The sequence below is a fragment of the Tenericutes bacterium MZ-XQ genome (assembly GCA_002838205.1).
Classification (GTDB): domain Bacteria; phylum Bacillota_I; class Bacilli_A; order Acholeplasmatales; family Acholeplasmataceae; genus Mariniplasma.
This window is the reverse complement of the sequence record CP017950.1, coordinates 328,534-341,193: the sequence shown is the minus strand read 5'-3', so window position 1 is coordinate 341,193 and position 12,660 is coordinate 328,534. Positions and strand designations below refer to the sequence as shown.

Annotated in this window: 14 protein-coding genes; 4 read left to right on the top strand and 10 right to left on the bottom strand. The window is 31.8% G+C overall.

Going from position 1 to position 12,660, the window contains the following annotated elements; translation table 11 throughout:
* Positions 1-41 precede the first annotated feature (41 nt).
* On the bottom strand, positions 42-494 hold the full coding sequence (locus BK011_01780) for a GNAT family N-acetyltransferase (protein AUD64465.1): 453 nt from the start codon (positions 492-494) through the stop codon (positions 42-44).
* A 160-nt stretch (positions 495-654) separates the two neighbouring features.
* Positions 655-1,206 (bottom strand): hypothetical protein, encoded by a 552-nt coding sequence (locus tag BK011_01775; protein AUD64464.1) that lies wholly within the window; start codon positions 1,204-1,206, stop codon positions 655-657.
* A 251-nt stretch (positions 1,207-1,457) separates the two neighbouring features.
* On the opposite strand from BK011_01775, the gene BK011_01770 reads away from it, so the two are divergent.
* The gene (locus BK011_01770) at positions 1,458-2,624 is read left to right on the top strand and encodes a hypothetical protein (protein AUD64463.1); all 1,167 of its coding nucleotides are present in this window, start codon (positions 1,458-1,460) and stop codon (positions 2,622-2,624) included.
* Between the two features lie 460 nt (positions 2,625-3,084).
* Here BK011_01770 and BK011_01765 read toward each other — a convergent pair whose 3' ends face one another.
* The 7 genes from BK011_01765 to BK011_01735 all read right to left on the bottom strand — a co-directional run bounded on the left by BK011_01765 (position 3,085) and on the right by BK011_01735 (position 8,525).
* On the bottom strand, positions 3,085-3,774 hold the full coding sequence (locus BK011_01765; GenBank protein ID AUD64462.1) for a hypothetical protein: 690 nt from the start codon (positions 3,772-3,774) through the stop codon (positions 3,085-3,087).
* Between the two features lie 302 nt (positions 3,775-4,076).
* On the bottom strand, positions 4,077-4,397 hold the full coding sequence (locus tag BK011_01760) for a hypothetical protein (protein AUD64461.1): 321 nt from the start codon (positions 4,395-4,397) through the stop codon (positions 4,077-4,079).
* A complete protein-coding gene (locus tag BK011_01755; protein ID AUD66116.1) occupies positions 4,387-4,713 on the bottom strand; it encodes a hypothetical protein in 327 nt (108 codons plus the stop codon). Before BK011_01755 ends, BK011_01760 begins: the two co-directional genes overlap by 11 nt.
* A gap of 883 nt (positions 4,714-5,596) precedes the next feature.
* Positions 5,597-6,829, bottom strand: coding sequence for a hypothetical protein (locus tag BK011_01750; protein ID AUD64460.1), 1,233 nt, complete (start codon positions 6,827-6,829; stop codon positions 5,597-5,599).
* Positions 6,822-7,502 carry a hypothetical protein gene (locus tag BK011_01745; protein AUD64459.1) on the bottom strand — a complete coding sequence of 227 codons (681 nt, stop codon included), beginning with the start codon at positions 7,500-7,502 and terminating at the stop codon, positions 6,822-6,824. Before BK011_01745 ends, BK011_01750 begins: the two co-directional genes overlap by 8 nt.
* A gap of 80 nt (positions 7,503-7,582) precedes the next feature.
* On the bottom strand, positions 7,583-8,194 hold the full coding sequence (locus tag BK011_01740) for a hypothetical protein (GenBank protein ID AUD64458.1): 612 nt from the start codon (positions 8,192-8,194) through the stop codon (positions 7,583-7,585).
* A 1-nt stretch (position 8,195) separates the two neighbouring features.
* Positions 8,196-8,525, bottom strand: a complete 330-nt coding sequence (locus tag BK011_01735) for a hypothetical protein (protein AUD64457.1) — start codon at positions 8,523-8,525, stop codon at positions 8,196-8,198.
* Positions 8,526-8,693: 168 nt separating this feature from the next.
* Between BK011_01735 and BK011_01730 the strand changes: the two genes are divergently transcribed.
* The 3 genes from BK011_01730 (at position 8,694) to BK011_01720 (ending at position 11,656) form a co-directional block, all read left to right on the top strand.
* The gene (locus tag BK011_01730; protein ID AUD66115.1) at positions 8,694-8,951 is read left to right on the top strand and encodes a transcriptional regulator; all 258 of its coding nucleotides are present in this window, start codon (positions 8,694-8,696) and stop codon (positions 8,949-8,951) included.
* A gap of 8 nt (positions 8,952-8,959) precedes the next feature.
* Complete coding sequence (locus tag BK011_01725) at positions 8,960-9,517, top strand: hypothetical protein (GenBank protein AUD66114.1); 558 nt, start codon at positions 8,960-8,962, stop codon at positions 9,515-9,517.
* Between the two features lie 87 nt (positions 9,518-9,604).
* Positions 9,605-11,656 (top strand): copper-translocating P-type ATPase, encoded by a 2,052-nt coding sequence (locus tag BK011_01720; protein ID AUD66113.1) that lies wholly within the window; start codon positions 9,605-9,607, stop codon positions 11,654-11,656.
* A 94-nt stretch (positions 11,657-11,750) separates the two neighbouring features.
* Here the strand turns inward: BK011_01720 and BK011_01715 are convergent, their stop codons facing one another.
* Positions 11,751-12,614, bottom strand: coding sequence for a prolipoprotein diacylglyceryl transferase (locus tag BK011_01715; protein AUD66112.1), 864 nt, complete (start codon positions 12,612-12,614; stop codon positions 11,751-11,753).
* Positions 12,615-12,660 lie beyond the last annotated feature (46 nt).

The following is a 12,660-nucleotide window of genomic DNA, read 5'->3' as shown; positions in this document are numbered from 1 at the left end:
TGTTGTTAGTCAAAAATATTAATCTATATTTTATTCTTTATTCATAACTTATAAATAAGTTTTGGTGTTTGATTGCCCGTTGATATTAATGAATCTACATGCGTATGAATTATTGCTCCCATTTTAGAATAAAATCCTCTTGCATCTGGACTTGTTATGATTGTAAACTCTTTAATTTTTAGTTTTTTACATGTTTGAATGATGTGCTTCCATAATATTCTACCATATCCTTTACCGATATACCTAGAGTCTATAAAAAAATACTCTAAAGAATTTTCATCATCTTTTTGCAGCAACCCATAAAAACCGATGATATGATCATCTTCTTTGAGAATATACGTTGGATTATTTATGATAAATGCTTCTGTTATTAAATATATTTCTTTGAATTTCTCCATGAACTTTGAGCTGTAACCCCAATATGATTCGGATCTAATTTCTAGATCAGCTAATATCTCAAAATCATTTGGTGTAGCTTTTACTATTGTGATCATTTATTAGTCTCCATGTAACTGTTTCATCATATCTCTTCATCTCATCATCAATCAACTTATTCTATAAATTTTATCTATACATATATCCTAAGTTTATAGAACATTTATTTATGACAATACTTATATCATCAAAAAAATGTTCAATCTATCATTTCCAACATTAAAATTTAAAATAGTCACATATCATCCGTGCAACTTCTTCAGCACTTTTGTTCGTATTATCGATTTGTAAAAATCTCGGATGCTTTACTTCACCAGGTTTTGAAATAAATCGATACTTATTTGACGCATTTAACAATCGTCTTTCTGATATTTCTAGATCTCTTTTTGATGCCTTATGCTTGAGTCTATTTTCTGTTTTATTTCTACGCAGTCTTTCTTCTAATGTTGCATCGAGCTCAACAATATATGATTCAACATCTCTAGACTCAAAATAATCAATTAAATTTTCTAGATAAAGAACTTCTTCTTGAATGTCAAAAGGTAACTGTAAAGTTAGAATAAGTCCCGGCAAATCTGTTTTGATAAACTCTTCGAAAATCGTAAATCTTAGTGCTTCAATCGCAGGAATATGAAATGATTTAAAAACATCAAGAACGAGCTCAATGGTCATATGATTGTGAAAAAGAGAAAAACCTGTTAATGCTTCAAGTTTTTGTCCAACAGTCATTTTGCCAACAGCACTATCTCCAAGTATGCAAACAAATTTCATAATATTCTTGTATACTCAAAACTGTAATAATAGTTAGAGTATAACTTCCTTTCTTTCTATTGTTATAATTAAATTAAGCACTGTGGATTTGTGTCATTTATATATAGCTTTGACTATTGGAGGAGACTCTTACCACAGTTCTTATTTTTAATGTCAATCAGTAAGTTAGCGCTTGACGCTTCATCACAAGACTACATAAATAAGAAATCTGTGACTTACCCAGTGCTAAAACTTATATTGGAGGTGTTTTTATGTACTTAATCGGAATTGATATCTCTAAGTACAAACACGACTGCTTCATAGCTACTGAAGCAGGTATTCAAATCAAAGCATTCAGCTTTGATAACAATCGTTTAGGTTTCGATTTATTTCTTGAGGTCTTAAAATCTTTAGATCAGTCAAAAGAAATAAGAATAGGTCTTGAGTCAACAGGACACTATGGATCAAACCTTAAACAGTTTATCACGGCATCTGGTTATACTTATCTGGAATTTAACCCTTACTTAACGCACATGTTTTCCAAGGCATTATCGTTACGTAAGACAAAGACAGATAAAGTTGACGCCAAAACGATTTCAAGTATGCTAGGTTCTGTTGACTACAAGACCTTACATACTAAATTTTACCACATCAACGAATTAAAACAACTGGTAAGGTATCGTCATGTTCAAATGGTCAATCGTTCTAAAACACTCATTGAACTGACAAACATCCTTGATCGTATCTTTCCTGAGTTTAAACCTTTTTTTAACGAAAGACTCTCTAGTAGTGCGATGTTCATCCTTAAAAAGTTCAAATCCAGAGCAAGAATTTCGAAACTTTCTAACAATGACTATGAATCCATTAGAAGTCACTCTAAAGGCAGATTATCTTATGTTAGAGTTCAAAAACTTAAATCTTTAGCTAAATCATCAGTTGGATATGAAACTCAGTCTGATCTGTTACTTCTTAAACACTCCATAAAACACTATGAGACGTTAACTGAAATCATTGAATCTGTTGAACATGAAATCATCCATCTCATGGAAAATATCAATCAAACACTGACAACCATTCCAGGTCTCAACATCATCTCTGCAGCAATTATCATCGCCGAACTTGGTGATTTTAAAAACTTTACAAATCCAGCTCAAATTGTTTCATTTGCTGGACTGGATACATCTGTCAATCAATCAGGAACAATAGAAACCAGAGGACATATCGTCAAACGTGGATCCGGATTACTTAGAATGACTTTTTGGCAAATCACTTTTGCGGGCTTAAGATTGAATCCTAAACTCTATGATTATTACCTTAAGAAACGTGCTGAAGGTAAACATCATAAAGTCGCCATGGTTCACTCTGTTAGAAAACTAATACGCACGATATACTATTTAGGTGTCAACCAACTGACATTTGATCATTCACATTTCAAATAATCAAATGAGGGTGTAGCTACCTCTTATTTGTTCATAAAACTTATATAGGCTTCCATGTGAGGTCTTTTACTATTTTTTATCATTTATTGCTTGACTTATTATAGTAAGTCTCCTCAAAGTGTTATATGATTGATTTTTTATCGTTTTCATTGTCGTTATCGTAAAAGCACATGTAAACTCAAAATCAAACTAATTATAATAATTATACTATAATATCAATGATATCTGCATAGGCCAAATAGATTTTAATATTTTTATATAGCTATTTATGTTCATTTATAGCGACAAATTGGTTAACTTAAGAAACTTGTTCATTGTTATGTGTCTGCTAATTCTATGAAGTCAACTAAGGAAAAAATTTAGATGGATAAGCGTATTTATAACTTTTGATCAGATCTTGATTAATCTGGTTATGATGACCATTTTTAGATTGCTATCGAAATAAATGATAAGACTTAGTCTAATCTTTTAAATTGATAACAGGCAATAGGTATATAGATTCTTTGAAAAATGTCTTGATGGCATCTATAGTATATGCTCTGTGATCTATACCCATAACAAAAACCATTCTTTTGTTTGGGTTTGCTTGGATAATCTCGATAATGTTTTGTGCAATACGATGATCTCTTGAAGCATAGAAATCTGATAGTTCTCTATAAACTGTATTTTCAAACAAGAACTTCATTTGCTTATAGTAAATATTACTTATCAAGTCATACATGCCATTATTGATTGATTGAGCATTATAATCCATAATGAGATCTAGTCTAGTTTGATTGATGATATCGAAAAGTGTTTTTGCTTGAACAACATCATTATCATGCTCAAACTGTTTTTCCAATAGCGTTTTCTTATGATTCTCGAAATAATTATTAGGAATTAACTTATCTATCAGGTCATGACCTAAAAAATCAAAGCCATAAACCTCCATAGAATGGTTGAATCGAGATTTAAGTTCAATCATTTCATATGGATAAAACTCACTTAAGTATTCAAGTGGTTGGTTCATATCTTCTTTTCTTATTTCTACACCTAAAACATCTGGATTATAAAAGGTAACTAAATCAAAGATATCTTCATAACTATATTTTTTATGATCTTTGTGGAGTCCGTGTAGTGTTCCCAATATGATTACTTCAGTTTTACTCATTTTAAATGACTCCTTTATGTACTTATTTATTTAACTTTTTTTAAATACATGAATCGTTTTATAACATATATTGCTATTTCTTCTTATCTCTATGATACCGACAAAAATAAAGACCGAATGGTCTTTACTTATAAAACTATTATTTACTAACATCAAATTCCGACATATTGAAGAATTGATATTACATGATAATTAAAAAATGTCAATATAGTAAATATACATTTTAAACATGTGTTTTGTCTTTATGGACTTTACTACTACCTCTTAACGGAATTTATCACTTATGATGCTAAAAGTTCATCTTATTTATCTAGTTTAGATAACAACTCTGGTATATTTACTGTAGCAATGTCATAAATGATATTTAGTCTAATACCTTCGTATTCATGTGATATCATATTTCTTAAGCCAATAATGCTTGGCCAATGAATAGAATTAAAATTTTGTTTTGTCTTATCTGAAAGTTTCTTAGCTGTTTCACCAATTTGTTCTAGGTTTAATATAACTGCATCGACTTTTTCGTCGTTGTTCTCAAAGTCTGTAAATGTATCGACCTCTTCCATATATTTGCCTATTTTCTTTGCATACTTATTGATACGCTCAATATATATCTCATCTTTCATAAATCAGTATCCCCGTCTTTTTAATCTCTTGATCTATTTTTGAGTGTTCTATAATTGTTTTATTACTTAGCACTTCAACTTTCTTCTTCAGTTTTTCTCTTAGTTCTTCAACAAATTCATAATACTCCAATCCGAATAAATTAGATTCCATATATAGATCAATATCACTATTTTCTGTGGCTTGTCCTTTGGCATATGATCCAAATAAATAAATACGCTCAATATCATACTTCGCTGCAATTTTAGCAACATTTTTTTTAATAGTTAAAAAAGACAAAATACCAGTTTCTTCATCAACAACAGTGTGCTGTTCAATTGATTCTCTTAATATTCTATCTATTAATAAGTTGAGTGCCCATTCACTTGGCGTTCTAATTTCTTGTTCCCAGTTTCTAATTGTATTTATTGGAATATCAATCAATTTAGATACTTCTAATTGTGTAAGTCCAAGATTCTCTCTCACTGCCTTTAGTGATTGATTCATATAAATCACCTCTACTTATATTTTATACCTCATTGAAGTAGTTGTCAACTGTTTAATACCTCATCGGGGTGTTTAATTATTTTCTTTTGAATTAGTGATGATTAAATAGAAAAGACTATTGACAAATACAATATCTTTTTTTAACTGTCTTGTCTTTTTGGACTTTATCTGTATTTTGTATAACCTCTTTATGAACTTTACTGCAACCTCTTTATGGACTTTATCTGTTTTTGTGCTAAAAGTTCATATTTTGATAAGTCATAAAACAAGAACTGTTTATTACAATTATACTATAAAAACAATATAATTGTTTGTCCAATAAGGTTTGTCCATTTTCCGTCACTTTTAATAATATGTTGTCTCATTCAATCTGCGTTGAGTGCACCATATTGCTCGAAAATGGGGTGTTGTGTGTACTCAAATAACATCAAAATGACCATTTTATGTTTACACTAACAAGCAACGATAATACCAAAGAAACATATTTTGGTCATAATTCAATGTTATATGACTAGTTTTACTCTGCGTGGAGTATATCTAATTGCTCGAAAATTTGTCGTTTCGTGTACGTCGGAAACATATTTTTGGCCATTTTATGTTTCCCCATTCCAGACTTTTTCCAGTGTGGAACATATAAGCAATACATTTCATTATAGATTGTGAAAACAAGTTCGATACCGCACATTCATTTGCACCGATGAATTTCTGCTTTTTATTAAGAAAATTGAATACTTATTTTGCTTCCATGTCCTACAACACTGTCAATTTGCAAATTTGCTTCCAATTTTCGAACAATATCTTTTACAAATTGAAGACCCAATCCACTACCTTTTTCGTTAAATTTCATTGCCTCTTCTGAACGATAAGGACCTTTTAAGATATTTATAATTGTTTCACTTGTCATACCAATCCCTTCATCACTAACTACCAGTCTTCTTGTTTTATTTTGAACTGAGATTGTAATATTTGATTGTGGATTAGAATAATAAAAAGCATTGAATAAAAGGTGTTCAATTAATCTTTCTAAATCTTTATCTGAAATATTTACAAGTAAAGTCTCTAATTCGAGTGTTATAGAAATCTGTTTACTTTCGAATATTTCTTTGTACTTATGTGCGTATTTGTTAATAAATAAAGAGATATTTTGAAGATATGGTATTTCAACATAATCGAGCTCAATAAACTTAGGAATTAAGTTCATTATTTTAATAGTTTCTACTTGAATATCCAAAAAAACATCTTTAGTTGGATTAAGTTTTTCATTGACTAATGAATCTGCATAGATTCGTATTACTGAAAGAGGGGTTTTGATATCGTGTGCAATACTCTTGATATGAGACTCATAAACAGATCTTTGTTTTTCTCTTTGAACTTGGTTAGTCATGAGTTGAAAGTGCAATTGTTTCATTTCTTTATATGCGAAAGTCGAACTTTCTGTCTCAATATGTTTTAAGTCCAACCTTATCTTAGTATTTTCATTTCTAAGAAATTTATATAAAATATACATCCCAAAAGCGAACAATGTAATAGAGACTAAATTTAACCCAACAAAGCCGTAAAGAATATCTTTACTTAATTTAGAAGATTCAAAGTCGACTGCTAAATAACCAAGCAGAGCATTATCATAATATATAGCTTCAAACTTTATTAATATATCATCAAAATCATTGGTGAAAACGGTTTGTTCTGTAACATTTTTGAAATGAATTGTTACATCATTATTATGTGTATAATGCTCCAAATATACGATTAAAGTTTCGAAGTTTTCTTCAGTGGATAGATGAGCAGTCATATTGTATAGTTCATCATATTGTCTTGCAATTTCTTTTTGGAATTGGTTATTTGTAAAAAAATAAAAAGCAATATTCAATAAAAAAATGGTTGATAGAAAAATGATGAGCACTATTTTAAAGATTTGTGATATAAGGAGGTTCTTTATACTATTCATCTTTTACCCCCACAAACTGATATCCAATACCATAATGCGTTTTAATGTATGACTTTTCAGAAGAAAAATTAATTTTTTTTCTGATGTTTTTTATGAAAACATCAATAACGCGGTCATAAGCATCACTATTTGAAAAACACTGCTCAATAATCATATCTCTAGAAAAAACAATGTTAGGATGCGAAAGCAGATGCAATAAAATATCATATTCGTATTGTGTTAAATTGATCAATTGATTGTGAACAAAAACCTCTCTACTTAAGGGTAGAACTTTTAGATGTGAATGATTAAATGTATAGATTGTTGGATGATTAACAACAAGTCTTTTTTCAACATTTTTGAGTTTTGCCATGACCTCCTCAATTGAAAAAGGTTTAATCATGTAATCATCAGCTCCAAGTGTGATGACATCGACACGATCTTTGATATCAATTTTTGCTGATAATACAACAATATAAACATCTGACACTTTGCGTATTTGTTTGATTAGTTCTTCTCCTTGTATTCCAGGAAGCATTAAATCTAAGAGAATAATATCAAACTTTTCATGATGAACTGCTGCAAGTGCTTCCTCACCGTTATATACTTGTTTGACTTCATGTCCATCATTACGCGCATACATCGCTAATAACTGATTGATCTTCGGATAATCTTCAACAATTAATGTTTTCATTCAAATCACTTCCTATGTGAATATTATACAACAACAACAACAAAAATATGGGTGAGTATGTTTACCCACCCACAACTTCTTTATTCATTCGGCTGAACCAGATTTGATAGTTGATTAACTAAATTTGTCTTAATTTCATTTATGCTTTCAACTAGTTCTTGAACTGATAGATTTGACAAATCCAAATTCATAATAGCTTCCGCAAATGATAAGTCCAAACTATCTCTTTGGGCATCACTCGAATGAATATACAACCATTCATAAGTACTAGCATTATTCTGGTAACCACAATTTGCATATGGATCATTTCCACCATACCCCATCATGTTACCGCCCATCATGCCAAATCGTTGGGTAGAATACTCAATCTGAACATCATCTATGATATCCGATTTAATCTGCTCAATGATTTCAACAACCTCTACAACAGTTTTTTGTTGAATATCTGTGGTTATTAACTCATTAGCAAAACCAGAATCTAATTTTTCTTGATTATCAGTAGATAGATGAAGATATATTCTTTCAAAACTATAAAGACTGTAATTTGATCCCATCATGCCATGTTGGCTTAAATTTAACTCAAGAATATCATTACCATTATCGCGTGAATATGCATTTACAGCCCCCATTGATAACATGCCTAAAAATGCAACTGTGATGGTTAGTCCGAAAGCAATCAAACCTTTTCTCATATTATTTATCCCTCAATTTTTCTATTAGTTTTTCATATTCATCAATTGTAATCTCACCTTTTGCAAGTCGTGATTTTAATACCTCAATTGCTTGATCGTGTCTGCATTCACTGCGATAACTAAAACCATTTAATGCGAAGTAAATCACACCAATCCAAAATATACCCATAGCTAACATACCAAATGGCATACCCCAACCTCCCACAATATGACCATAATATGGATAATCACTATTGTCTGCCCACTGTGGTGAAAAATACCAGAATGCGATAGCAACTATAACCATTAATGCAATAAAAATTCCTAAAAAGATACCTTGTTTTTTATTCATCTTATTCACCTCGACTATATAATACCAAACAATTATGAATATAAAATGAATGTAAAAATATTATTGCATTTTTATATTACCATGATATAATGTACTTGTATACCCCTCCCGTGGTGGGGTTTAAGGAGGAAAACTATGAGTCAATCGCATCAACATAACACAAAACACATGAATGAGGAAAAAATCAAGCAGTTACTAAAAACTGGACGAGGTCAAATGGAAGGCATACTCAAAATGTATGAAGAAGGAAGATACTGTGTAGATATCTCAAAACAGATACTATCAGTTATTGCTATGCTTCAAAATGCTAATGCATTAATATTAAACGATCATATTAGTACATGCGTTACAGAAGCTATTTTCGAACAAAAAGGTAAAGAAAAAATTGATGAAATCACTGAAATTTTAGTGAAATACTTGAGGTGAGGTCTATGATGAAAAAGAAATTACTAATCAGTTTTTCCATATTTATAGCATTTATTGGACTTATTGCTTTTGTAGCAGCAAATTCACCAAATCGAAATGATTTCTTGGCAAAATATGATCTAGATGGTATGACAGTAAAAGATATAGTGACCTATTTAGAGAATGATTTAAATGAACCTACAAATTTTAGTGCAGCGATTACTGGAACAAAATTGCTTTTAGGTGATGCGACACATCAGATGGAGTTAGAACTACCTAAAGGTCAGTTTTATCTCTCATTTGCACCCTATGTCAATCAGACTCATCCTTGTGCTAATCATAATTTAGTCACCTGTCGTGGAGAGTTAAAAAATAAATCTTTTGAAGTTAAGATTGTTGATTCTCAAACAAATACTGTCATCATAGAAAAAACTATTATAAGCAGTTCGAATGGATTTGCCGGTATTTGGTTACCAATAAATAAACGATATCAGATTAATGTTTCATATGAGAATTTTTCGGCAACTGACGAAGTTTCAACTTTTACTACATCAAATACATGTCTTACAACACTTAAACTAGCCTAAAGGAGGCAAATTATGGACAAACATAAACACAATCATCATCATCACAAAGTAGATAAGGATGAGCATATCGACCACAATAAAAAAGCCATGAATCACGAAACGCATGATGACCACATACACCATCATGAAGAAATTCACAACCATAGTCACGGTGATAGTTACAAAGGTGCAGAGCATCAAAGTCATGAAGGGCATCACGATCACCATACTATGATGGTTAAAGATTTTAAAAGAAGGTTTTTGATTTCACTAGTATTATTAGTTCCAATTTTAACTCTCTCACCTATGATTCAGGAATTTTTCGATTTGAATCTAAGATTTTCTGGAGACTTATACATTCTTTTGACACTCAGCACTTTGTTATTTATATATGGCGGATTACCATTTTTTAAAGGTACTTTTGAAGAGATGAAGCAAAAAGCACCAGCTATGATGTCTCTCATTGGCCTTGCTATTGTCGTCGCATATATCTATAGTGCATATACCGTCATATTCCAAACCGGTCAAGACTTTTTCTGGGAGTTATCTTCACTCATCTCAATCATGCTACTCGGTCACTGGATTGAAATGAAGTCTGTATTAGGTGCATCAAGAGCTTTAGAAGAACTCTTAAAACTGATGCCTGAAGAAGCTCACGTCATTGACCAAGAAGGTCACATTAATGATATATCAGTCACTCAAGTTAAAGCAGGTATGATTTTATTAGTCAGACCTGGAGAAAAAGTTCCGATTGATGGTAAAGTTATCGAGGGAAAGTCATCAGTCAATGAATCCATGTTAACTGGTGAGTCAGTTCCTGTAGATAAATCACCTGGCGACGAATTAATAGGTGGTTCAATTAACGCTGAAGGTTCACTAAAGTATGAGGTGACACGTATTGGTGATGAGACATTCCTCTCACAAGTCATTAAACTTGTCAGAGACGCTCAAAAAACACGTTCAAAAACTCAAAGACTAGCCGATGTTGCTGCGAAATACTTATTCTATGTTGCATTATTAGGCGGTATATCAACATTTGTTATATGGATGTTACTCGGTAAAGATATTGGATTTGCTATGGAAAGAGCTGTAACTGTTGTCATTATTTCATGCCCTCATGCACTTGGATTAGCAACACCACTTGTTACTGCTGTTTCATCAAGCATAGGTGCAAAACACGGGTTACTCATTCGCAATAGAGCTAACTTTGAAAATGCACGCAAAATCAATACCATTGTATTCGATAAAACCGGCACACTCACCAAAGGAGAATTTGGTATTTCAAAAATTGAAGGCCTTAGTCTAAGTGAAAACGAACTTCTCTCTTTAGCATATGCCATCGAAAATGAATCAGAGCATCCCATTGCAAAAGCAATCGTAAGTGCCGCTAAAGATAAAAAAGTTCAACTACTTAAAGCTAAAGATATTAAAGCAATCCCAGGAAAGGGGCTTGTCGGTGTCATTGATCAATCAACCATTGAAATTGTGAGTCCTGGATATATCAAAACACTCGATATCTCCTTTGATCAAACGTCTTATGAAGCATTAGCTTCCCAAGGTAACACGGTCGTTTTTGTACTCAAAGATAAACAATTGATGGGTTATATTGCTTTAAACGATATGATTAGAGAAACCTCAAAAGAGGCTATTGAAACACTGAAAGATATGGGCATTGATTCATATATGCTGACAGGAGATAATCAAAAAGTTGCTGATGAAGTTGCTAAAAAGATTGGTATTCAACATGTATTTGCAGAGGTTTTACCTGATCAAAAATCAGATAAGATTGAATCACTTACAAAAGAAGGGCGTCTTGTAGCCATGACAGGTGATGGCATCAATGATGCACCAGCACTAGCTAAAGCACACCTTGGTATTGCAATTGGTGCAGGTACAGATGTCGCGATTGAAACTGCAGATGTCATCCTTGTTAAGAGTAATCCAATGGATGTCGTAAATATCATAAAACTTTCTAAATCAACCTATAAGAAAATGATTCAAAACCTCATATGGGCAACAGGATATAATATTATAGCTATTCCTTTAGCTGCTGGTGTATTAAGTTCTATTGGTATTCTATTGAGTCCTGCAGTTGGAGCAGTATTAATGTCACTAAGTACAGTCATTGTAGCTATTAACGCTCGATTGCTAAAAATCTAAATTTATTACACAAAAGCGAGTTGACTAAACTCGCTTTTCTCTATATAAAAATGCCAGAGAATAATTTTGATCTCTGGCATTTCGTTATTGATTGTTATGATGTTACATTAACTAAATCTACTTGATAGGGAAGATTTTTCATCTTTAGTCTGCTAAAAAACAAATACACTACACCTAGAGCAACAAAAACGAGTGACATTATTATGTTTACCGGAATATCCATAATCATCAGTGCATCTCCATATGCACCATTGACTCTCATCGGCTCAATGATTATTCCTCTACCTAAACCGTACCATATCAAATAAAGTCCAAGATTTTCACCTACTTTGAGCAAACGTTTCTTCTTTAAAATGATCAGTGTGACAAGCATAGATAGGTTCCATAAACCTTCATATAAAAAGGTAGGATGATGAACAACACTACCTAGAGTCATTTGTTCAACAATGAATTTAGGCAATATGTCAATAACCCAGGCTGATTGAATTGCTGGTCCGTAGGCTTCATGGTTCATGAAATTTCCAAATCTACCAACGATTTGTCCAATGAGAAATCCTATCATCAACGTATCTATAAGTGGCAATAATTTAATTTTTTTGATCTTACAAAAAATAGGGACAAAAACTAGAGTGGTAATGATTGCTCCATGAATTGCTAATCCACCTTTTGAGATATTCATTATGTCCAGAAAAGTCTTATAATGTGGAATCGGATCAAAGAGCACATAATAAAGTCTAGCTCCTAAAAGTGCTAAAGGTAACCCAATTAAGAGACCGTCATAGATAATATCCTTAGGATAATTTAAACGATTGAGTTCATTCTGACTATAATATGCCGCTATAAATACTCCTGTCAAAATGAAAATTGCATACCAATAGATTTGAATGCTACCAAAATCAATTGCTACTCTTGAATAGGGGGCGCTACTCTGGCTTCCTATCGCAAGAAACAAGACCATCAAAAAGACGTGAATCATGATCATATACTGATGATGTTGATGTTTT

What these genes read in the sequence shown, in the direction of transcription:
- BK011_01780 (AUD64465.1), bottom strand. Translation starts at nt 494, where the DNA reads ATGATCACAATAGTAAAAGCTACACCAAATGATTTTGAGATATTAGCT.
- BK011_01775 (AUD64464.1), bottom strand. Translation starts at nt 1,206, where the DNA reads ATGAAATTTGTTTGCATACTTGGAGATAGTGCTGTTGGCAAAATGACT.
- BK011_01770 (AUD64463.1), top strand. Translation starts at nt 1,458, where the DNA reads ATGTACTTAATCGGAATTGATATCTCTAAGTACAAACACGACTGCTTC.
- BK011_01765 (AUD64462.1), bottom strand. Translation starts at nt 3,774, where the DNA reads ATGAGTAAAACTGAAGTAATCATATTGGGAACACTACACGGACTCCAC.
- BK011_01760 (AUD64461.1), bottom strand. Translation starts at nt 4,397, where the DNA reads ATGAAAGATGAGATATATATTGAGCGTATCAATAAGTATGCAAAGAAA.
- BK011_01750 (AUD64460.1), bottom strand. Translation starts at nt 6,829, where the DNA reads ATGAATAGTATAAAGAACCTCCTTATATCACAAATCTTTAAAATAGTG.
- BK011_01745 (AUD64459.1), bottom strand. Translation starts at nt 7,502, where the DNA reads ATGAAAACATTAATTGTTGAAGATTATCCGAAGATCAATCAGTTATTA.
- BK011_01740 (AUD64458.1), bottom strand. Translation starts at nt 8,194, where the DNA reads ATGAGAAAAGGTTTGATTGCTTTCGGACTAACCATCACAGTTGCATTT.
- BK011_01735 (AUD64457.1), bottom strand. Translation starts at nt 8,525, where the DNA reads ATGAATAAAAAACAAGGTATCTTTTTAGGAATTTTTATTGCATTAATG.
- BK011_01730 (AUD66115.1), top strand. Translation starts at nt 8,694, where the DNA reads ATGAATGAGGAAAAAATCAAGCAGTTACTAAAAACTGGACGAGGTCAA.
- BK011_01725 (AUD66114.1), top strand. Translation starts at nt 8,960, where the DNA reads ATGAAAAAGAAATTACTAATCAGTTTTTCCATATTTATAGCATTTATT.
- BK011_01720 (AUD66113.1), top strand. Translation starts at nt 9,605, where the DNA reads ATGAATCACGAAACGCATGATGACCACATACACCATCATGAAGAAATT.
- BK011_01715 (AUD66112.1), bottom strand. Translation starts at nt 12,614, where the DNA reads ATGGTCTTGTTTCTTGCGATAGGAAGCCAGAGTAGCGCCCCCTATTCA.